The organism is Sagittula sp. P11, from assembly GCF_002814095.1.
Taxonomy (GTDB): Bacteria; Pseudomonadota; Alphaproteobacteria; order Rhodobacterales; family Rhodobacteraceae; genus Sagittula.
Genome location: NZ_CP021913.1, coordinates 1,481,287 through 1,502,336, shown reverse-complemented (window position 1 = coordinate 1,502,336; position 21,050 = coordinate 1,481,287). Strand labels below are relative to the sequence as shown.

Annotated in this window: 19 protein-coding genes and 1 pseudogene; 7 read left to right on the top strand and 13 right to left on the bottom strand. The window is 65.8% G+C overall.

Annotated features, from left to right (window positions below):
• Positions 1-16: 16 nt before the first annotated feature.
• A complete protein-coding gene (locus tag CDO87_RS07355) occupies positions 17-247 on the bottom strand; it encodes a hypothetical protein (RefSeq protein ID WP_157814936.1) in 231 nt (76 codons plus the stop codon).
• Positions 248-639: 392 nt separating this feature from the next.
• Here CDO87_RS07355 and CDO87_RS27180 point away from each other — a divergent pair.
• Positions 640-855: pseudogene (locus CDO87_RS27180) on the top strand (S-adenosylmethionine decarboxylase family protein); the annotation flags it as partial.
• Positions 856-1,132: 277 nt separating this feature from the next.
• Here the strand turns inward: CDO87_RS27180 and CDO87_RS27175 are convergent.
• Entirely contained in the window at positions 1,133-2,332 is a 1,200-nt protein-coding gene (locus CDO87_RS27175) for an efflux RND transporter periplasmic adaptor subunit (protein ID WP_157814935.1), read from the bottom strand.
• A gap of 137 nt (positions 2,333-2,469) precedes the next feature.
• Here CDO87_RS27175 and trxC point away from each other — a divergent pair, with 137 nt between their 5' ends.
• Positions 2,470-2,895 carry a thioredoxin TrxC gene (gene trxC, locus CDO87_RS07345; protein ID WP_100928181.1) on the top strand — a complete coding sequence of 142 codons (426 nt, stop codon included), beginning with the start codon at positions 2,470-2,472 and terminating at the stop codon, positions 2,893-2,895.
• A gap of 13 nt (positions 2,896-2,908) precedes the next feature.
• On the opposite strand, the gene CDO87_RS07340 is transcribed toward trxC, so the two are convergent.
• The 3 genes from CDO87_RS07340 to CDO87_RS07330 form a co-directional block, all read right to left on the bottom strand.
• A complete protein-coding gene (locus CDO87_RS07340; RefSeq protein WP_100928180.1) occupies positions 2,909-3,415 on the bottom strand; it encodes a DUF2478 domain-containing protein in 507 nt (168 codons plus the stop codon).
• Between the two features lie 64 nt (positions 3,416-3,479).
• Positions 3,480-4,262 carry an oxepin-CoA hydrolase, alternative type gene (locus CDO87_RS07335; RefSeq protein ID WP_100928179.1) on the bottom strand — a complete coding sequence of 261 codons (783 nt, stop codon included), beginning with the start codon at positions 4,260-4,262 and terminating at the stop codon, positions 3,480-3,482.
• Positions 4,263-4,320: 58 nt separating this feature from the next.
• Positions 4,321-5,556 (bottom strand): lytic murein transglycosylase, encoded by a 1,236-nt coding sequence (locus CDO87_RS07330; protein WP_254698430.1) that lies wholly within the window; start codon positions 5,554-5,556, stop codon positions 4,321-4,323.
• A gap of 170 nt (positions 5,557-5,726) precedes the next feature.
• On the opposite strand from CDO87_RS07330, the gene CDO87_RS07325 reads away from it, so the two are divergent.
• Both CDO87_RS07325 and CDO87_RS07320 read left to right on the top strand, forming a co-directional pair.
• Entirely contained in the window at positions 5,727-7,088 is a 1,362-nt protein-coding gene (locus CDO87_RS07325) for an SH3 domain-containing protein (RefSeq protein ID WP_100928178.1), read from the top strand.
• A gap of 90 nt (positions 7,089-7,178) precedes the next feature.
• Positions 7,179-7,829, top strand: a complete 651-nt coding sequence (locus CDO87_RS07320; protein ID WP_254698362.1) for a M15 family metallopeptidase — start codon at positions 7,179-7,181, stop codon at positions 7,827-7,829.
• A 26-nt stretch (positions 7,830-7,855) separates the two neighbouring features.
• Here CDO87_RS07320 and CDO87_RS07315 read toward each other — a convergent pair whose 3' ends face one another.
• Positions 7,856-8,572: a metallophosphoesterase gene (locus tag CDO87_RS07315; protein WP_100928176.1), complete on the bottom strand. Its 717-nt coding sequence runs from the start codon at positions 8,570-8,572 to the stop codon at positions 7,856-7,858.
• A gap of 136 nt (positions 8,573-8,708) precedes the next feature.
• Positions 8,709-10,103 (bottom strand): polysaccharide biosynthesis/export family protein, encoded by a 1,395-nt coding sequence (locus CDO87_RS07310; protein WP_100928175.1) that lies wholly within the window; start codon positions 10,101-10,103, stop codon positions 8,709-8,711.
• 321 nt (positions 10,104-10,424) lie between these two features.
• Here CDO87_RS07310 and CDO87_RS07305 point away from each other — a divergent pair, with 321 nt between their 5' ends.
• Positions 10,425-12,629, top strand: coding sequence for an NADP-dependent isocitrate dehydrogenase (locus tag CDO87_RS07305; RefSeq protein ID WP_100928174.1), 2,205 nt, complete (start codon positions 10,425-10,427; stop codon positions 12,627-12,629).
• A gap of 72 nt (positions 12,630-12,701) precedes the next feature.
• Here the strand turns inward: CDO87_RS07305 and CDO87_RS07300 are convergent, their stop codons facing one another.
• The 3 genes from CDO87_RS07300 to uvrB all read right to left on the bottom strand — a co-directional run bounded on the left by CDO87_RS07300 (position 12,702) and on the right by uvrB (position 15,949).
• Positions 12,702-12,890 carry a PLD nuclease N-terminal domain-containing protein gene (locus CDO87_RS07300; RefSeq protein WP_005860190.1) on the bottom strand — a complete coding sequence of 63 codons (189 nt, stop codon included), beginning with the start codon at positions 12,888-12,890 and terminating at the stop codon, positions 12,702-12,704.
• A 291-nt stretch (positions 12,891-13,181) separates the two neighbouring features.
• Positions 13,182-13,469: a hypothetical protein gene (locus tag CDO87_RS07295; RefSeq protein WP_100928173.1), complete on the bottom strand. Its 288-nt coding sequence runs from the start codon at positions 13,467-13,469 to the stop codon at positions 13,182-13,184.
• A 284-nt stretch (positions 13,470-13,753) separates the two neighbouring features.
• On the bottom strand, positions 13,754-15,949 hold the full coding sequence (gene uvrB, locus CDO87_RS07290) for an excinuclease ABC subunit UvrB (RefSeq protein WP_100928172.1): 2,196 nt from the start codon (positions 15,947-15,949) through the stop codon (positions 13,754-13,756).
• A gap of 587 nt (positions 15,950-16,536) precedes the next feature.
• On the opposite strand from uvrB, the gene CDO87_RS07285 reads away from it, so the two are divergent.
• Both CDO87_RS07285 and CDO87_RS07280 read left to right on the top strand, forming a co-directional pair.
• On the top strand, positions 16,537-16,848 hold the full coding sequence (locus tag CDO87_RS07285) for an ETC complex I subunit (protein WP_100928171.1): 312 nt from the start codon (positions 16,537-16,539) through the stop codon (positions 16,846-16,848).
• A 71-nt stretch (positions 16,849-16,919) separates the two neighbouring features.
• Positions 16,920-17,885, top strand: coding sequence for an MYG1 family protein (locus tag CDO87_RS07280; protein WP_100928170.1), 966 nt, complete (start codon positions 16,920-16,922; stop codon positions 17,883-17,885).
• Between the two features lie 193 nt (positions 17,886-18,078).
• Here CDO87_RS07280 and CDO87_RS07275 read toward each other — a convergent pair whose 3' ends face one another.
• The 3 genes from CDO87_RS07275 to CDO87_RS07265 all read right to left on the bottom strand — a co-directional run bounded on the left by CDO87_RS07275 (position 18,079) and on the right by CDO87_RS07265 (position 20,962).
• A complete protein-coding gene (locus CDO87_RS07275) occupies positions 18,079-18,378 on the bottom strand; it encodes a hypothetical protein (RefSeq protein ID WP_100928169.1) in 300 nt (99 codons plus the stop codon).
• A complete protein-coding gene (gene parE, locus CDO87_RS07270) occupies positions 18,375-20,333 on the bottom strand; it encodes a DNA topoisomerase IV subunit B (RefSeq protein ID WP_100928168.1) in 1,959 nt (652 codons plus the stop codon). The genes CDO87_RS07275 and parE overlap by 4 nt, the downstream gene beginning before the upstream one ends.
• A 140-nt stretch (positions 20,334-20,473) precedes the next feature.
• Positions 20,474-20,962, bottom strand: a complete 489-nt coding sequence (locus CDO87_RS07265) for a hypothetical protein (protein WP_100928167.1) — start codon at positions 20,960-20,962, stop codon at positions 20,474-20,476.
• Positions 20,963-21,050: the final 88 nt, after the last annotated feature.

The following is a 21,050-nucleotide window of genomic DNA, read 5'->3' as shown; positions in this document are numbered from 1 at the left end:
GACCCTATCGCGGGTATCAACTGTCCGACAATGGGACAGTCTTTTCTTCCGCTTCCATTAGCGGTTCGGTGCCGGCCTCGGCGCCGAAGACCTCGTATCCGAAGAACGCGACAACCGCCACGATGATCAGCCAGAACCAGGCGCGGTTGCGGATCCGGGTCGGACGGAAGCAATAGGGGCATGTGGATGCGCCAAAGCGTAGGTCATAGTTGCAGTGCGGACATTTAGACATGCGTGGTAGTTTCAAACTTCGCCCCTTTTTATTGCCGGTTGTCGGTGCCGTTCAGGAACCCGACACCGCCACCTCCCCAAATGGCGACGGAACCTACACACACGCGCTCGACTGCTGGTTGCGTTCAGGCAGACGAACTTTTGCGCATCACTATCTTGTTACCCGGGCGACATGGCCTCATGATTCGGCATTGTTCGTCAGGCAGCGATGCGCACATATCTTCTTTATCGCATTGGTCCACCCGAGTTTGGCAAAAATAGCGGATTCCCGCCTAGTATTTTTGTCATTCTGATACGGTGGGCAGAGAGGGAGCAAGGGTGACGCGAAGAAATGTTCCAACGGAAACGGTTTCACGGTACCCGAATGGAACCGTACCCGTGGCCTTGGGGAAGCACCTGATCTGCGACATGTATGGCGCCAGCGCACTGGTGGACGTGGGCCCGGCCAAAGACGTGCTGCGCCGGGCCGGGCTGGCCGCAGGGGCAACCGTACTACAGGTGGCGGCGCATGATTTCGGTGCAAGGGCGGGGTTTACGGGCTTTGCACTGCTGGCTGAATCGCACATCTCCGTGCACACATGGCCGGAGTTCGGCATCGCCACGGTCGACATCTTCATGTGTGGCTCTGCAGAGCCGGAGAAGAGCCTGGATGTCCTGCTGAGCTACTTCGGCCCGAGCGACACGTCTCCCGGATGCTGTCGCGCGGTGGCGGTTTGGCTGGGGAGACGTGACGTCGCAGGCGCCGGTGCAGGGGGCCGGCGGCAGGCGAAACGCGCCGCCGGAATAGTTTCGCATTACGCGACTTTTTCTTACGTCAATCCGGAGTGCGTTAAGTGCCCTCGGTTGAATTCAATTAACCTGAGACACGCCAGGGCATATCGGATGGCCGATGATCTACGGATCAGGACGGCTCTGACGTTTCCAGCATCGCGTCGACGCCTTCCGACATGGCGTCCACGACGGCAAGGCGGCCTGCCATGCCGGGCAGGCGCACGACAACAGCGCCGTCTTCCCGCGACACCACATCCGCCGTGATGCTTTCCAGCGTCTCACGCTCTTCGTTGACGATGTAGACGGAGCCTTCCAGCAGCGCCGTCTCCGGCAGGCGGAAGGCGTCCGGACCGCTGTTCATCTCCACCGCGACAGCCTCGTTCAGGAACAGTTCGGGGGCGCAGGCTTCGTCCACGTCGATGGTCGTCTGCACATACTGGCTTTCGAGGTCGGCTTCCGTGTCGATGCGGGTGATCGCGCCGCCGCAGGTCTGGCCGTTGCCGCGCCGAACGGTGACTTCGGCGCCGCGGGACACGCCCGTCGCATCCTGGGCCGAAAGGCGGGAGATCAGGACGTAGACATCGACGGACTTCTGGCTGGGGTCATAGATCTGACCCGCCAACGCCCCGTCCGAGACACAGGCGCCGACGCTGGGTTCGAACCCGATCATGACACCGTCAAACGGCGCGACGAGCTGCAGGTCCTCGTGGTCAATTTCGGCGGTCTGGAGTTCGAGTTCTCCGATCCCCACCGAGATTTCGGCCCGTGCCTTGGCGGACCGCGCGCTGGCCATCGCCTCTTTCGCCTGCTCGGCGGCGAAGGTCGCGTCCATCATCCGGCTCTCCACGGCTTCCATCGTGGTCTCGTTGATCAGGCCGCGGCGGAACATCGTCTGGTTCCGTTCGAATTCCTTGGCGACAAACGCCCTGTCTTCGGCCCGGCGACGGTCGTCGTTCTCGGCGGCGGTCACGGCCAGTTGCCGTTCCTCCACGGCGGCGCGCAGTTCGGCAAGGCGGGCCTCCGCAGTCTTCAGTGCAAGCTGGGAATGCTTGTCGTCCAGCTCCACCAGTACCTGCCCGGCCTTGGCCACCTGCATGCGCTTCGCCTCTTCGGAGATCGCGACGATGCAGCCGGTCGTGCCGTAGGAGAGGCCGTACATGTCCCGCGCCCGCACGGTCCCGACATAGCTTTCCTGCGGCGCGCTGACCGGGTCCAGCCGGACCACCTCGACCGGCCATTCCTGCGCGGTCTGCGCAGTGGCGGCCGCGCCGGTCAAAAGCGCGGTCCCCACCGCGAGCGTCTGGCACATTCTCCGGGCAATCAGGGTCATGCGAAGCCTCCTGTCCTGTATCGGTATCCTGTTCGTCGCCGCGACTATAACGCCAGAATCGGGCAAGTCGCGCGTTTTCGGGACTTGTGACAGGATCGTGCGTTATTATATTCGGAAAAACGAATAGGAGTGATCAGATGGCTGGCAAGAAGCTGTCCTGTTTCGATTGCGGTCAGGTGAACCGGGTGCCCGAGGAAAAGCTGGGCGCGGGTCCGAAATGCGGCACCTGTGGCGCGCCGCTCATGCCCGGCAAGGCCATAGAGGTCGACGCGGCCACCCTGGCCAAGGCGTCGCGCGTGGACGAGGTGCCGCTGGTGGTGGATTTCTGGGCGCCGTGGTGCGGCCCGTGCCGGATGATGGGGCCGGAGTTCTCGAAGGCGGCGGGGCAGCTCAGGTCCGAGGCCCGGCTGGTCAAGCTGAACACGGAGGCCCATCCCGAACCCAGCGCGCGGCTCGGCATCCGCGGCATTCCCACGATGATCGCCTACACCGCGGGGCGCGAAACAAAGCGCCAGTCCGGCGCGGCCTCTGCCGCGCAGATCGTGACGTGGTTCAGGGGGTAAGGGAGCGCGCGGGTCAGGCGGCCAGACGCTGGGCGTTGCACCAGTCGACGATCGCATCGACATCCGGAGGCAGCGCCTCGGCATAGTCCCCGGCGAACTGGAGGAACCCTGGCAGGTTGCCGGGGTTCACGGCGGTCAGGACTGCGATCCCGCGCGACAGCGCCTCCCCGATCAGGGGGCGGAAGCCGCGCCCGTCCAGCTCCTGCTTGCCGAACTTGTTGACCACCAGAAGCGCCGGGCCGGTCTCCAGCGCCGCGGCGACCATGCCGACCGCGTGTTCGAGGCCCGCGGGGTCCAGTCGGCAGCCGCGCGACAGCGCGCCGAGGTTCTGGCTGATGCGCACCACGTCAGAGCCCGACAGGATGTGCAGGTCCATGTCGCACTTGTGCGTCGCGTCGCGTTCGGAGTTCACCTGAACCGCGCCCGCCAGCGGCACGCCGCGCGCATGCAGCGCCATCGTCGCATCGCGGATCAGGAGGTCGCTTTCGCCGCGCGCCTCGACGCTCACATATCCCAGCATGGTTCCTCCCACGGCCCCGGTCTGCCAGACATAGCCCGTCAACTGCCGCCGGGGAAGCCCGCCTTTAGCGATAGACCGGGCGGCGCTTTTCGAGGAAGGCGGCCAGACCTTCCGCCGCCTCCTCCGTGTAGCGTGCCCGGTTGATGCCGTCTGCCTCCAGCGCCATCTGCGCCGTCAGGCCGTTGACCTCCGCCATGTTGACGGTGTGCTTGATCGACGCCAGCGCGCCCGCCGGTCCATCGGCCAACCGCTCGGCGATCTCCAGCGCGCGGTCCAGGGCGCTGCCCGGTGCCGCGATTTCATTCACGAGGCCGAAGTCCGCAAGCCGCTCGACCGGCATGGGACGTCCGGTCATGCACATTTCCATTACCAGCTGACGCGGCAGGGCACCGCGCAGGAAGTGCGTGGCGCCGCCATCCGGTGTCAGCCCGACCTTGACGTAAGCGATCACGAGGCTGGCGCCCTCGGCGGCGACGATCATGTCACAGGCCATCGCCAAGGACGCACCGGCCCCCGCCGCCCCGCCTTCGAGCGCGCAAACCACCGGCACCGGCGCGTCGTGCACCGCACGAATCAGCGCGTTCAGCAGGTCGGTGTTGGAGGAAACCTGTCCGCGCGGGCGGCTGGCAGAGTCCTTCAGCATGGCGATGTTACCGCCGGAACAGAAATAGCCGTTTGACCCGGTCAGGACGATGGCGCGCACCCCCGGATCGTCGCTGCCATCGATCACGGCCTCACGCAGCGCGGTATAGAGCTCCGGCCCGATGGAGTTGCGGCTCTTGGCCCCGTCGAGCGTCAGCACGAGGACGGCGCCCCTGCGCTCGGCCTTCAACACCGTGTCGGTCATCGTTGTCTCCTCCCTGCGTGTCCTGCGCAGAAAGGCGTAAGGCCGGGCGGGATGCAAGTCAGCGCAAGGCGGATTTCATCGATGCCTCGGGGAAACAGGTGGCTGGCTCCCCGCGGCTGTCCTGCCAGCGCCCGATGGAGCGGCGGGTCTTGAACCCCGGCAACCCGTCCGCGCCGCCGACATCGTGGCCCATCTTTTCCAGCGCCCTCTGCATCACGGCCACGTCGGACCGGTAGAGCCCGCCGACATTCCCCCAGGCGGCAGAGAAATCGCCGGAATTGTACTGGATGCGGTCGCCCACATGCCCCACGAACAAAGCGTAGAGATCACTCATGTTGTAATCCTTGAGCACGTAGAAGTTCGGCGTGACGAGGAACGCGGGACCGCTGCGCCCGGCGGGCATCAGCAGGAACCCCTCGCCCTGCGCCTCGTGATCGGGGAAGGGGCGGCCGCTGACCCGCGTGATCCCCATCGCCGCCCAGTCGGAGATTCGCTTGCCCTGGTCCGGTCCTTCCAGCGTGCAGGAGACGGAGGCAGGCACCGTCACCTCGAACCCCCAGTCGCGTCCCTTCACCCAGCCGTGGCTTTGCAGGTAGCGCGCGATGGAGGCGATGGTGTCCGCCTCCGACCGCCAGATGTCGGCGTGCCCGTCGCCGTCGCCATCGGTGGCGTAGGACAGGAAGTTGGTCGGCATGAACTGCGGCTGCCCGAGCGCCCCGGCCCAGCTGCTCTTCATCGCTGAGGACGGCGCGTGTCCGGCCTCGGCGATCTGCAGCGCGGCGACGAGTTCATCGGTGAAATAGGCGGCGCGGGTGCTCATGAAGCCCTTGGTGCCCAGCACACGGAACACGTCGTGCGGGATCGCGGCGCTGCCGTAGTTGCTTTCGCGGCCCCAGATGCCCAGCACGATGCGCCCGGGAACGCCGGTCCGCGCCTCTGCCGCGGCAAGCGGGCGGGCGTAGACGTTTGCCATCTTGCGGCCCTCGCGCGTGGCGTAGTCGAGCGACCCGCGAGAGAAGTACTTGGCGGGCTGCCCGAACTCTGCCTGCCTTTGCTGTTTGGGCGTCTTCGGCTTGCTGCCCGGCGGCACGAGGTCGGGCAGGTCCCAGTCCAGCGTGACGCCCTTGAACGCCGCGTCGAAGGTGTCGCGCGAGACGCCCTTCGCCTCCGCGCGCGGCCAGACCTGCTGCTTCAGCCAGCCTTCGAACTGCGTCTGAACGGCGGCGCGGTCCTGCGCGTGGGCGGGCGCTGCGAGCACCGTCAACAGGCAGAGGACGCGGAAAACGGATCGGATCACGGTGTGGGCTCCTGCTCGGGTCTTGGCGGTCGAGTCTAGCGGATCGCGCGGCAAACGCACCCCCTGCGGCTGGCATCGGCAACGATCGTCCGGTGGCCCATCCGCGGGGTCGCTTCGACTTGCGGCTGTGCTAGGGTCGCGCCGAAATCGACTGGTTCGGAGCCTCCATGTTGCGTGTCATCCCTGTCCTCGCCGCCTTCGCCCTGATCGCGCCCGAAGCCCGGGCTGCGGAGATCGTCGAAGGCGGTGCGGATGCCGCGTGCAGCCTGACACTCACCGGCCCGCCCGACGAGGGCGACGCCCGCGCGCTGCGGTCGGCAATCCGGGACTTGGGGGAGGGGCCCCTGCGGCTCTGTCTCGATGGCAGCGGAGGATCGATGCCTGCCGCGCTGGAGGTGGCGGACCTCGTGGCGCAGGTGCCGATGGCGACCTTGGTGACCGAGGGTGCGACCTGCGAAGGGCCTTGTGCGCTGATCTTCATCGCCGGTGCGCGTGGGGCGCGGGTGATGCACCCGACGGCGGTGCTCGGGTTTTCTGCTCCGCAGGTACTGCCAGACAAGGACATGATCCCGCGGGCAGAGGCCGAAGCCGCGTTTGGCGCGGGCCTCTCCGCCGTGGCAGAGGTCATCCGGCTGCGGACGCGCCGGGATCTGGATCTGCCGGATTCGCTGTTGCTGGCGCTTCTGGAGGGGAACGGCGTGTTCCGGGTCTCCACCGTGGGCGATGCCGCGCGATGGGGGATTGCCGTGGCACCGGTCACGCTGCCTGCCTCCGGGGCCGATACGGCGCTGCAGAACGCCTGTTCCAATGCGGACGGCGCGCGGCTCGACCTGTCGCCCGCAGACCTGCCGTCCCACGACCGGGAGGTCGGCTTCACGGTGGACAGCTTCGGCACGGGTGCGGTGCGCATAAGCTCCGAAGCCGCGTTTGGTGCGGCGCAGACGACGCGGTGCCAAGTCGACCTCTCGCTCGATGCGGGGCCGGGGGAGGCTTTGGGCACACTCCGGTTCGGAAACGGGACAGTCGGAGACACGACTTTCCGGGCCCTTGCGCCCTTCGCCTTCCATGACCCCGCCACGCCGCTCTCCGACCTGCCTGGACCCGATGCGCCAGCAGATGACGCCACCGCCCAGACCGATTTCCGCGCGGAGCTTGCCGCCAAGGCGCGCGAGGCCCTGACCGCTGTCACCTTCCCGTCCTGCTGGGTCGCCTCCCCGCAGGTGAAGGTGGTGAACGTCTCCGACTTCGTGAACCTTCGGGCAGAGGCGGGCTTTGGCGCGACCGTCCTGCGCGAGGTGCCTTTGGGTGAACCGCTGACCATCGTCGGCAGCCAGTCGCTGGAGGCGCCGGGAGACCAGGACCGTGCACGCACCTGCCGCGAGGCCTGCAACGCCTTCGCGCTGGACCCGGCCGATACGGAGCAGAAGGAACAGGCGCTGGATTGCATTTCGCGCAATGTCTTCTGGTACGAGGTCAGCGATGCGCAGGGTCGGCTCGGCTACATCAGCCGCAAGTACCTGTCGGACTGAGCGTCGGAACATGCCGGAGAAAGGCGGGAAATCCGCACTTGCCGCATCGGGCCAATGCCGCGAACGTGCGAGAAAAAGGGAGACGGGCGGATGACACGACACATCGCAGCGGTTCTGGGCGTCGCGGCTCTGACGGCTTTCGCATCAACCGCACTGGCCGAACGCGGGAGCCAGTCGCCCATCCCCGATGACATCTGGCAGAAGATGCAGGGCGTGAGCTGGCACGCCGACCTGCCGTGCCCCAACCGCGACGGTCTGCGCCTGCTGAGCGTGCCCTACGTGGACTTCGCGGGCGCGGAACAGACCGGCCAGCTGGTTGTAGCGACAGAGGTGGCCGATACCATGCTGGACATTTTCGCCGACATCCATGCCGCTCGTTACCCGATCCAGAGCATGCGCCCGGTGCACGAGTTCGCCGGGGACGACGGGTTTTCGATGGCGGCCAACAATACCTCGGCGTTCAACTGCCGTCTTGTCGCCGGGACGTCGCGGCTGTCGCAGCACGCGCTCGGGAAGGCCATCGACATCAACCCGGTTCACAACCCCTATGTGCAGGGGCGGCACACGTCGCCGGACGCTGGCGTGGACTACGACGAGCCGTCAGAGCGCCGACCAGACGTTCCGGGGGTGATCCTGCCGGACGATGCGGTCGTCACCGCCTTCACGAAACGGGGCTGGGGGTGGGGCGGCACATGGTCGTCCGCGAAGGACTACCAGCACTTCTCCGAATCCGGGAACTGAGCGCAACCGCGCCGTCCGACTCCGGCTCAGGTCTGGATGAAGTCGACACCGCCGGGGTAGACATGCGCGGCCGTCAGGCGGCCCGAGAGGTAGGCGCCTGTGTCCACGGATATGCGCCCGTCTTCCGCCTTCGCGTCCTCGGTGATGGTGTGGCCGTGCACCACCCAGATGCCATCGTCGCGGTTGACCCGGAAGAAATCGGGGTGGCCCCAGGTCAGCACCTGCGTCGACTGGAAATCCATCGGCAGTGCAGGGTCAGCGGCGGCATGCACCGTCGTCACGTTGCCGGTCTGCCAGCGTGAGGGCAGGCCCTGCAGCCACTCCAGCATGTCGTCCCCCATCGCATAAAGAAGACGGTCGCGCAGCCCTTCCGGATCGCGCTTGCCACTGCGGGAGACGCCGAAACTGGCGAGTGTCTGCAGCCCGCCATGCCCGAGCCATCGGGACTCCTGCCGCTCCGGATCTTCAAGGTAGCGCAGCATCATCTCTTCGTGGTTACCGCGCAGGCAGACAAAACGGTCGCCCATCTCGCGGCTCATGGCGAACAGCAGTTGCAGGACACCGGCGGAATGTTCGCCGCGGTCGATCATGTCGCCGAGGCACACGATCTTTGGAGCGCTGTCGCGCTTGTCGATCTCCAGCAGCAGGTTGCCGAGCGGCCGGAGGCAGCCGTGCACGTCACCGATGGCGAAGAATGCCTCCTCGGGCGCCAAGGGCGCTTCGAAGGGGACGTTTGCACGCACTGCTTGCTGATCGCGGTCACGCCCGCGTGGCTTGCCGAAAAGTCTCATACCGGATTGTATATGAGGCGTTTTCGCAGCCCAGCAAGTGCGACCGTGCTTGAAAACGGTCGCACCTGCCGAATTTTCGATCAGATGCTCAAAGAGCGTTCTGTGCGCTGCGGAGCAGGACCGGGAACAGCTGCTGCAGGGCGCGGTTCCACTTGGTGATCGGCTGTTCCTCGATGAAGATGATGTCGTCGGGGCGCATCTCGAACTTCGTCGCGAGGATCAGCTTTGCCGCGTTGCGCGCATTCAGGTGGTAGGCGATGACGATGTCGCCATAGCCGGCCTGCGGGTCGCCGCGCAGCACGTAGATTTCCGACGGGTCGCCGGTCGTGGTGTCGAAGCCGCCCTCGTTGTAAAGCACGTCTGCCAACGTCGCCCGGTCGTTGAACGGCAGGGCAAAGCGGTTCTGGCCGCGCACTTCACCGGCGAGATAAACGTACTGGCGTCCGTTTGCGCCGTATTTCTCGCGGCGGTCGAAGTTGCTGCGGTCCTCTTCCAGCGCGCCGCGGCGGATGTTGATTTCCGACTGCAGGTTGGCCAGGGCGCTGTTGCGGGCGCTCTGGCGCAGCGAGATCACGTCGATCTTTGCCCGGTAGAACTCAAGCGCGCGGTCGAGGTCATAGGAGGTATCGACGAACACCGCGTCGCCCGCCTGCATGAGCTTGTCCTGCATGCCCGGGTTCTGGAGGTAGGTTTCCAGCGGGATCTGGTAGAGCGTGCCCTGGCGGTAAACGCGGATCGAGGCGAATTCGCGGTCGCGGATGTCCGTGCCACCGGCGGCGATGATCGCCTCGCCGAGGGTCAGGTCATTCGGGGTGATCGGCACGATGGTCGGGGTGCGCACGGCGCCGCCCACGGCCACGCGCTGCGAGTTGAAGCGGCTCACCTCGAGGCTGAAGGTCGGGTCGATCTGGTTGTCGACGAGCACCTGGAACAGACGGTTCTCGGCCTCTTCGATGGTCAGACCAGCCACCGGGATGGAGCCCACGTCGGGGATGGCGATGTTGCCGTCGTCGCGGACGGTGTAGCCCTGACGCTGATTTGCCGCGGCGAGCAGACCGGACAGTTCCTCGACAGAGTTGCGGCTCTTGGTGGCGAGCAGAAGCTCGTCACCCACACCGATGCGGTAGGGCTGCGGCGCGACATCGGGCAGCGGCCGGAATTCGAGCGTCTCACGCGATTCGTCGGGCAGGTAGGGGGTCGGCGGGATGGCACCGACACCGCGCGCACTGCCTCCGCCCGCGTTGGCAAAGAACGATGCGGGCAGGCTTTGCGGCGCATAGGCCGAACGGTTGGCGCTTGCCACGACGGTCGGCGACATCTCCAGAACGGTCACCTGGAAGCCGTCGGCGGCCGAATTGACCGTGGGGCTGTTGTAGGTGATCCCGCAGGACGTCAGAGCAAGGGTCAGCGCCGCAACACCGATCCAGCGTCCGGCCTTCGGCATAAGTCTCCGACCCTGCGCCCGCTTGGAGGTCACGCTCATATCTTACCCCGTCCCAAAACTTGCTTTTGTTCATTCTCGACCTGCGCAACGCGGCTTGCAAGCCGCACCGCGAGGGCCGTCAATCTCTGACGGAATTACATGCGTTCCGGCCACATGGCGACATGACGCTCCTGCTACACTGCAGCAAATCCGACGAGCGGGGCAAATCTGCAACATCGGCAAGAATCTTCCACATGGTGAAAGTGAACAATTCGTTTTCAGCGCATGGGCGACGAAATGGCTCACTGTATACAGCTGCATACTGTAGACGCCGTTGCGCGTTTGGCCTAGAGAGGGCGCAAGGTTAACAAGGGGGATCCCATGTCCGACACGTCCACGCCCGATATCATCTACACCAAGGTCGACGAAGCGCCCGAGCTGGCCTCGGCGTCGCTGCTTCCGATCATCCAGTCCTTTGCCTCCGCCGCCGGCGTGACGGTGGGTACGAAGGACATCAGCCTCGCAGGCCGGATCATCGCCACCTTCCCGGAGGCCCTGACCGCAGAGCAACGCCAGTCCGACGACCTGGCCGAGCTGGGCGAACTGGTGAAGAAGCCGGACGCCAACGTGATCAAGCTGCCGAACATCTCCGCTTCGGTCCCGCAGCTCGTGGCTGCGGTCAAGGAACTGCAGTCCCAGGGCTACGCACTTCCCGACTATCCCGAATCCCCGTCCACCGACGAGGAAAAGGCCGTCCGCGCCAAGTACGACAGCATCAAGGGCTCGGCCGTGAACCCGGTCCTGCGCGAGGGCAACTCCGACCGCCGCGCCGCCGCTGCCGTCAAGAAGTTCGCGCAGTCGAACCCGCACCGCATGGGTGAGTGGTCCTCCGACTCCAAGACCCGCGTCGCCGCGATGACGGGCGACGATTTCTATTCCAACGAAGTCTCCGCCACGCTGGACAAGGCCGCGACCGCGAAGATCGTGCTGGAGACCGCCGATGGCGAGACCGTCCTGAAAGAGGGCGTCTCCTACCCGGCGGGCACCGTCGTCGACGCCACCTACATGTCGGCCAAGGCGCTGGACGCCTTCCTTGCCGAAGAGATCGAGAAGACCAAGGCCGAAGGCACGCTGTTCTCGCTGCACATGAAGGCCACGATGATGAAGGTCTCCGACCCGATCATCTTCGGTCACGCCGTCAAGGCATGGCTGGCCCCGGTCTTCGAGAAGTACGGTGACAAGATGGCCGCGCTGGGGGTGAACCCGGCATCCGGCATGGGCGACCTGCTGGCGCGGGTGAAGGACGATCCGGAAATCACCAAGGCCATCGCGGACTGCCGCGAGCAGCGCCCGCCGATGTACATGGTCGACAGCGACCGCGGCATCACCAACCTGCACGTGCCGTCGGACGTCATCATCGACGCCTCCATGCCGGCGCTGATCCGCGCGGGCGGCAAGGGCTGGGGCCCGGACGGCAAGGAGTCGGACACCAACTGCGTGATCCCCGACAGCTCCTACGCGCCGGTCTATGACGCGACCATCGAGTTCTTCAAGGCCAACGGCAAGCTGAACCCGGCGACCGCCGGCACCGTGCAGAACATCGGTCTGATGGCGCAGAAGGCGGAGGAGTACGGCTCCCACCCGACGACCTTCGAGATCCCCGCCGACGGCACGGTCAAGATGATCCTCGACGACGGCACCGTGCTGCATTCGCACACCGTCGAAGCGGGCGATATCTGGCGCTCGGCCTCGGCCCGGAAGGCGCCGATCGAGGACTGGGTGAACCTGGCCATCGAACGGCAGAAGGCCACGGGCTACCGCGCGATCTTCTGGCTGGACGCAAGCCGCGCGCATGACGCCGAGCTGATCGCCATGGTCAAGCCGATCCTCGAAGCCAAGGGCGTCACCGACAAATTCGAGATCATGGCCCCGCGCGAAGCCACAATCGCCTCGCTCGAGACGATCACAAAGGGCGAGAACACCATCGCGATCACCGGCAACGTGCTGCGCGACTACCTGACGGACCTCTTCCCGATCCTCGAGCTGGCGACCTCCGCCAAGATGCTGTCGATCGTGAAGCTGATGCAGGGCGGCGGGCTGTTTGAAACCGGCGCTGGTGGCTCTGCCCCCAAGCACGTCCAGCAGCTCCAGTCCGAAAACCACCTGCGTTGGGACAGCCTTGGCGAGTTCTGCGCGCTTGGCGAATCGTTCAAGTTCCTCGCCGACCAGAAGGGCAACGAAAAGGCCCGCGTTCTGGGTGAGGCGGTGGACACCGCGACGCAGGGCATCCTCGACAACGACCGCTCGCCCTCGCGCAAGGTCGGAGAGCCGGACAACCGCGACAGCCACTACTGGTTCGCCCGTTACTGGGCCGAGGCGCTGGCCGCGCAGTCCGACGATGCCGAGCTTGCCTCCCACTTTGCTCCCATCGCCAAGGCGCTGGCCGATGGCGAAGCGGATATCGTCGCCGAACTGGCTGCGGCACAGGGCAGCCCGGCGGACACCGGCGGCTACTACCACAACGACCCGGAAAAGGTCGCCGCGGTGATGCGCCCCTCGCCGACGCTGAACGCGATCATCGGCTGAGACGTTCGTACCGGACAAAAGCAAAGCGGGCCCCGAAAGGGACCCGCTTTTTTCGTGCCGTTGAACCTGCGGTCAGATGCGGGCGTGTGCGCCGCCACGCGGACCGGCCACCAGCCATGCGATGAAGCCGAGAACCGGCAGGATCAGAATGGCGAGGGTCCAGACGATCTTGGCGAGCGTGGACGCGCCAGAGGTCAGAGTCTGGTAGATTGCGTAGATGTCGGCGATGAGGATCAGAAGACCCAGAAGACCATATTCCATTGGTTCAGCTCCCGTTTAGCTATCTGGGGAGACAACGTGCTCGCGCCCATCGGGTTCCCTCGACGTCAAAATTGGTAAGGCGGGGCCGTGCGTGCCAGGCGTGCGTCAAGCCCGCTCAGACCGGCTTTTGGCGGGCGCGAAGGGCCGCTCGTGTGGTTGTTCGGGGGAAGGGGGCGGAGGCGGCTCAGACTTGGCACGGGCCGCCCTGTTTGCCGCCTAAGGGCCCGGCGGGTGCGGCGCTGGTCGGCCGCCGTCGCGGGGCCCCGGTCGGGGCCCCTCTCGGGTCTGATGTCAGATACCGCTGCGCTTGGCGGCCGCATCTGCCGGGGCCACGCGGGCAACGGAATGGATCGCGCCAAGGCCGTCGTCACCCTTCCACTGGAAGGAAATGTCGATGCGGTCGCCGGTGGCGAGGTCGGCCGGAACCAGCAGGTCCGCCGGCAGGGTCCAGACCGTCTTGTCGGTCAGGACGAGGGTATGGGTGGCCGGGGTCCAGCTGTGGACGGTGCCAATGGTCTGATCGGCGAGGACCGGACCTGCGACGAGGGCGGCCAGAGCCGCGATAAGCGTGAAACGCATGGGGTTTGCCCGAAGGGAGGATGGCGCTCTAGGCGCGATCCCCGCGCTTGCAGCCGCCGGGCGGAGCCTCGCGCCCGGATGACACGAAGATGACATGGCGGCGCATCTTTTCAAGTGGTCTTGCAAGGGATTCTTTGCCGCTGGCGGCTTGTTGCCATAGGTGCTTGGGATGCGGCAGCGCTTGCATCCCCTGAGTGTTCCCGGGCCTTTGGACGAATGTGTCTTCCCGCTCCCGCACGGCTGCGAAAAACGACGGTTCAATCCGCCCGGAAGCCCCCTTCGGCCTACCGCTTGCGTCGCTTGACGTTCCCGCCGCGCTGGCCGGGACGCCCTGCTGTCGAGCGGCCCTTGGCCTTGGTTGCCTCTTCGGAGGCCCGTTCGACCGCCTGCTGTCGGGCCAGCGGGTCGTCGGTCACCGCCAGTTCTACCGCCTCCAGCCGCTTGACCTCGTCGCGCAGACGTGCGGCCTCCTCGAACTCGAGGTTCTCCGCCGCCTTGCGCATATCCGTCCGCAAGCCTTCCAGCACAGCGGCGATGTTGGAGCCCTGACGCTTCGGGTCGATCTTCGCGGTGACGCGGGACTGGTCGGTGTCGCCCTGGTAGAGTCCGGCGAGGATGTCGTCGACGTTTTTCTTCACCGTCTCCGGCGTGATCCCGTGTTCCTCGTTGTAGGCCATCTGCTTCTCGCGGCGGCGGTTGGTCTCTCCGATAGCGCGTTCCATGGATCCGGTCATGCGGTCGGCGTACATGATGACCCGGCCATCGGCGTTCCGCGCCGCCCGCCCGATGGTCTGGATCAGCGAGGTCTCGGACCGCAGGAAGCCCTCCTTGTCGGCGTCGAGGATGGCCACCAGCCCGCATTCCGGGATGTCCAGGCCCTCGCGCAGCAGGTTGATCCCCACCAGCACGTCGAACGCGCCAAGGCGCAGGTCGCGCAGGATCTCGATCCGTTCGATGGTGTCGATGTCGGAGTGCATGTAGCGCACCTTGATGCCCTGTTCGTGCAGGTACTCCGTCAGGTCCTCGGCCATGCGTTTGGTCAGCACTGTGGCGAGGGTGCGCATGCCGTTTGCCGCGACCTTGCGGATCTCGTCCAGCAGGTCGTCGACCTGCATCTTCACCGGCCGGATCTCCACCTGCGGGTCCAGAAGGCCGGTGGGGCGGATCACCTGTTCTGAGAACACACCGCCCGATTGCTCCAGCTCCCACGCGGCGGGGGTGGCGGAGACGAAGATCGACTGCGGGCGCATCGCGTCCCATTCCTCGAACTTGAGGGGGCGGTTGTCCATGCAGGACGGCAGGCGGAAACCGTGTTCCGCCAGCGTGAATTTCCGCCGGTAGTCGCCGCGATACATGCCGCCGATCTGCGGCACGGAGACGTGGGATTCGTCGGCGAAAACGATGGCGTTGTCGGGGATGAATTCGAAGAGGGTGGGGGGCGGTTCGCCCGGCGCGCGGCCCGTCAGGTAGCGCGAGTAGTTCTCGATCCCGTTGCAGACGCCGGTGGCCTCCAGCATCTCCAGGTCGAAGTTCGTCCGCTGCTCAAGCCGTTGCGCCTCCAGCAGTTTCCCCTCGCCGACAAGCTGGTCGAGCCGCTGGCGCAACTCCTTCTTGATGCCCTGGATCGCCTGCTGCATCGTCGGACGCGGTGTGACGTAGTGTGAGTTGGCGTAGATGCGGATGCGCTCGAAACTGTCGGTCTTGGTGCCGGTCAGCGGATCGAATTCGGTCAGCCCTTCCAGTTCCTCGCCGAAGAAGGACAGCCGCCATGCGCGGTCCTCGAGGTGGGCAGGCCAGACTTCCAGAACGTCGCCACGCACCCGGAAGGTGCCGCGCGAAAACCCCTGATCGTTGCGGCGATACTGCTGCGCGATGAGGTCGGCCATGATCTTGCGCTGGTCATACTCCTTGCCGACGAACAGGTCCTGCGTCATCGCCCCGTAGGTCTCGACCGAACCGATACCGTAGATGCAGGACACGGACGCCACGATGATCACGTCGTCGCGTTCCAGCAGCGCCCGGGTGGCCGAGTGGCGCATCCGGTCGATCTGTTCGTTGATCTGGCTTTCCTTCTCGATATAGGTGTCGGACCGCGCGACGTAGGCCTCCGGCTGGTAGTAGTCGTAATAGCTGACGAAGTACTCGACCGCGTTGTCCGGAAAGAACCCCTTGAATTCGCCGTACAATTGGGCGGCCAGTGTCTTGTTGGGGGCGAGGATGATCGCTGGGCGCTGGGTCTGTTCGATCACCTTGGCCATGGTGAAGGTCTTGCCGGTGCCCGTCGCACCCAGAAGCACCTGGTCGCGCTCGCCCTCATCGATGCCGCCGGCAAGTTCCGCGATGGCGGTCGGCTGGTCGCCCGCCGGAGAGAAGGTGGTCTGCATGACGAACCGCTTGCCGCCTTCGAGCTTTTCGCGGGTGCGCACATCCGGCGCGGCGGCATGCATCATGGGCATCTGTTGCGGCGAATTGTTGTGCATCGGGGTCTCCTGTGCGCGACCCCGGTTGTCCAGCGCCGGTCGTGTCGCTGCAGTGCAACGTAAGTCGCAGGGCGGCCTCGCGCCAGTCCGATGCTGACAATAACTGTCTGCAAGACGTCAGGGAGAGTGGTCTGTTTCGGGTCGGTTGGCTGACACGCGTGTCTCTGGCGGGGCCGCACCAGGGTTCGCAGAGTGCCGAATACATGCGCGAACTGCTGATCCACTGCTCGCCTGCCTACCAACTTTGGTCGCAGCACCTTCTGGCGCGGATTGAAAGGGCCATCTGATAACAAAGGGAAATAGCGGACTGGCGGCGGATCGCCCGTGTCGCGCTGCCCGGCTGCCACAAAGGAAGCATTTGCCAAAACCGAAAGCTGATATGTAGCTTTGAAGGAGACAAGCAGCGCTCGGTGGCCCGGTGCCACGAACCCACCCCTCGCTCCCTGTGTCTCCGGTCGGACACCTGAGCCTGCTTGTCGTCCGATCCTTGTCCCGGCCAGCGCTCACTGTGACAATTGGAGCGGCGCAGCATGTTGCCCTTCGCCGCGGAATCCCGGATAACCGTTGTGATTCATGGAGGTGTGGAAATGCGGGCTCGCATCTATCAACCGGCAAAGACGGCCATGTCCTCGGGGCAGGGCAAGACGAAGCACTGGTATCTGGACTACGTGCAGGACAGCCCGAGGTCGATCGACCCGCTGATGGGCTGGACCTCCTCCGCCGACACGCAAAGCCAGGTGCGCCTGCGCTTCGAGACGAAGGAAGCGGCGCTGGCCTACGCCAAGGAACACGGCATCGACGCGATGGTGATGGAGCCGAAGAAGCGGAAGGTGAACATCCGGGCGCGGGGGTATGCGGAGAACTTTGCGTCCGACCGCCGGGCGCCCTGGACGCACTGAGCGTCTTCACCGCGGGCGGGGGCGCCGGCATTTTCCGAAGCGATCCAATGCTTTAGCGGAGCACCCTCGCCATGGACACCACTCATCTCGTCACCCACTCCGGGGGCTTCCACGCCGACGAACTGCTGTCGACGGTGGTGCTTACCCGCTTGTTTCCAAACGCAAAACTGGTGCGCTCACGGGATGTTGAATGGATCTCTCCGGCGCCCGGGCGGGTCGTTTACGACGTCGGCCGCGTCTACGACGCCGAGGCGGGCATCTTCGACCACCACCAGCGCCCCGTGCCGCAGCGCGAGGACGGCGCGCCCTATAGCTCTTTCGGTCTGATCTGGAAGCACTTCGGCCACGGCTACCTCTGCGCGCTGGGCGTGCCCGAGGCCGACGTGGACGAGATACACCATTGTTTCGACAGGGAATTCGTCCTGCCCGTGGACCTTCTGGACAACGGCGCGATGGAGCCGTCGGTGGCCGGGCCACTGGCGGGGATGACCCTGCCGGTGCTTCTGGAAACGCTGAAGCCGGTGTTCGACGACCGGGGCCCCGGGGCAGATGACCGCGCGTTCATGGATTCGTTAACGGTCGCCCGCGCCTTCGTCGAAGCGGCGGTGCGCGGCCAGGCGGCCAAACGGCGGGCAGAGGCGATGGTCATGGCCGCCATCGCGGAGGCCGGCGCCTCCCGCGTGCTGGAGCTGCCCATGGGCATGCCCTTCCGCGGCGCCATCGAGGCGGCGGGCGCCGAAAACCTGCTGTTCGTCGTGCATCCGCGCGACGGCGACTGGGCGCTGAACACCATCCGAAAAGGCTCCAACACCTTTGAATCGCGGGCAGATCTGCCGGAAAGCTGGGCTGGCCTGACCGACGGCGCGCTGGAGGCGGCGAGCGGCGTCAAAGGCGCCAAGTTCTGCCACAACGCCCGCTTCATCGCCGTCGCGAACACACGCGAAGCAGTGCTGGAAATGGCCCGCCTCGCGGTGGCAGAGGCGGTGACGGACGCGCCCAAGGGCCTTGGCGCGGTGTTCGAACCGGCGGCGAAGTAAGCCTTGCCTGTGCTTCCCTGAACGCGGGGCGCGGTGCGTTAACCCTGCCGCGTTAACCATTCCTTATGGTGAGTCCCGGCCGGTTCGGGGGTCCGAAACGGCCGGTTGTTAACCTCTCCGATGCGGCGCCGAATCGCGGATGCGTAGGGGGCTGGTGCTTGGTCTGTGCTCGGGTGCCGGGCGCGGCTTCTCGTCAGCGAGAAAAAGCCCACCTGATAAGCTGATAGGCTGCTCCGATCACGGCGCCGACGACCAAGGCCTCGGGCATGAGACGCATTACGGATCGCATGACGTACTGGCCGTAGTCGCGGTCTGGAAAAGCGGACAGATACTGCTCTTGAGAAGGCATCGCGCCGTCGATTTTTCCTGCGGTCAAGAGCAGTGTCGAGACCGCAAGAATGGCGAAAATGGCTGCGCCGATCGCCGCGCCGCGAATGATACGCTTTATCAGGATGGTGGATTGCGGCTGTTCGCCAGTCAACTCGTCACTCAAACGTCCAGCTCCACCGCAAACCGCGCGTTTTCCTGGATGTACTGGAAGCGCAGTTCCGGTTTCTTGCCCATCAGGCGCTCTACCAGGTCGCCGGTTTCGCCGGGTTCGTCCTCGTCGATGGTCACGCGGATCAGGGTCCGGGTGTTGGGGTCCATCGTGGTTTCCTTCAGGTCCTTGGCGTCCATCTCGCCCAGGCCCTTGAACCGTTGCACATCGATCTTTCCCTTTCCGCCCAGACCCTTGGCCAGCGCGGCCTCTTTCGAGGCGTCGTCGGCCACGTAAAGCCGCTTCGCCCCCTGGGTCAGCCGGTAGAGCGGCGGGCAGGCGAGGTAGAGGTGGCCCTGGTCGATCAGCGGGCGCATCTGGGTGAAGAAGAATGTCATCAAAAGCGACGCAATATGGGCGCCGTCCACGTCGGCGTCCGTCATGATGATAACCTTTTCGTAACGCAGGTCGTCGATGTTGAACTTCGTCCCGAGGGACACGCCGAGCGCTTCGCAGAGGTCGCGGATCTCGGCGTTCGAGGTCAGCTTGTTGGAGGCGGCGCCGAGCACGTTCAGGATCTTGCCCTTCAGCGGCAGAAGGGCCTGGGTTTCGCGGCTGCGTGCGCCCTTGGCGGAGCCGCCGGCCGAGTCGCCCTCGACGATGAAGATCTCTGTCCCCTCGCGGGACTTGGCGGTGCAGTCGGTCAGCTTGCCCGGCAGCCGCAGCTTCTTGGTGGCGGACTTGCGGGCGGTCTCCTTCTCCTGCCGGCGGCGGAGGCGTTCCTCTGCCCTCAGCACGAGGAAGTCGAGGATGGCGCCTGCGGACTTCGTGTCGGAGGCGAGCCAGTTGTCGAAGTGGTCGCGGACGGCGTTTTCCACGAGGCGCTGCGCCTCGGTCGTGGCGAGGCGGTCCTTGGTCTGGCCGACGAACTCCGGTTCGCGGATGAAGCAGGAGACCAGCGCGCAGCCGCCGGTCATCAGGTCGTCGCGGGTGATCTGCGCGGCCTTCTTGTTGTTGACCAGTTCGCCGTAGGCGCGGATGCCCTTGAGGATCGCGGCCCAGAAGCCGGCCTCGTGGGTGCCGCCCTCGGGGGTGGGCACGGTGTTGCAGTAGGACTGGATGAAGCCGTCGCGCGAAGGCGTCCAGTTGATCGCCCATTCGACCTTGCCCGGCACCTGGAAGCGTTCGCGGAAGTCGACCACCCCGCCGAAGGGCGCGTCGGCGTAGGTGCTGGCGGTGCCCAGCGTTTCGGTCAGGTAGTCGGAAAGGCCGCCGGGGAAGTGGAAGGTCGCCTCCGTCGGGGTTTCCTTGTCGTCGATCTCCGACTTCCAGCGGATTTCCACGCCCGAGAAGAGGTAGGCCTTGGAGCGGACCATCTTGAACATGCGGGCGGGTTTGAAGCGGTGGTGGCCGAAGATCTCCTCGTCGGCGTGGAAGGTGGTGGTGGTGCCGCGGCGGTTGGGGGCGGCGCCGACCTTCTCGACCGGGCCGAGCGGGATCCCGCGGGAGAAGCGCTGTTCGTAGAGCTCCTTGTTCTTGGCCACCTGCACGACCATCGAGTCCGACAGGGCGTTGACCACCGAGGCGCCGACGCCGTGCAGGCCGCCGGAGGTCTCGTAGGCGTCGCCGGAGAACTTGCCGCCGGCGTGCAGCGTGCAGAGGATGACCTCGAGCGCGGACTTGCCGGGGAACTTGGGGTGCGGGTCGATGGGGATGCCGCGGCCGTTGTCGCGAATCTCGACGGCGTAATCGGCGCGCAGCGTGACCTCGATCCGGTTGGCGTGGCCGGCGACCGCCTCGTCCATGGAGTTGTCGAGGATCTCCGCCACCATGTGGTGCAGCGCCCGTTCGTCCGTGCCGCCGATATACATGCCGGGGCGCTTGCGGACGGGTTCCAGCCCTTCCAGCACCTCGATGGAGGAGGCGTCATAAATAGGTTCGACTGCGGAGTGGAGGAGATCGTCTGCCATGTATGTCCCTCGACGCGTGCTCGGTTTGTTCTGTTGATTGAGGGGCAGTATGGCAGAGGCGGCAGGGCGGCGAAAGGGGAACGCCGCGCCGGGGCACTACCTATACACAGGAGATCCGCAGGGTTCGGCAGATATGGGGCTCATTCGCCGGTGCAGGGGGTGGTGTAGGCGTCGGGATGGGCGGCGGCGGCGGTGTCCACCCGGCCCTCGGGGATGTCCGCCTTCAGCGCGTAATCGTCGCCGCGCAGGAGCATGCCGTGGCTGTAGGTGAGGCCCTTCGGGTCCTCGATGGCGCGGACCTCGAAGGTGCCCCGGATGCGGTCCGTGCCGCCGGGATTGTAGCGCAGCCAGACGAGGGCCGACTGTTCGCCGTGGTCCTCGGCCGTCACCATGTCCTGCGCGCGGGTCAGGAAGACGTCGACGAAGACGAGGCCCCGCGCCTCCGCCCGCCGCGCGGCGGCGCCGGCGGCCTGCGCGAGCAGCGGCCCAAGGTCTTCGAGATCGGTGCGGATCATCACCCGCTGGCTGCCCGGCCCGGTGGCGCCGGGATCGTGCGTCTCCCAGACCGCGCATCCGGCATGGGCCCCCGTGGCAAGGGCGAGAAGGGCAGCGGTCAGGACACGGATCATGAAACGGGCTTTCCCGGCAAAGAGACTGGACAAATGTCTGCCGCGAGTGTGCCGGGGGCAGGGGCGCCCGGCAAGAGGTTCTGGCGCC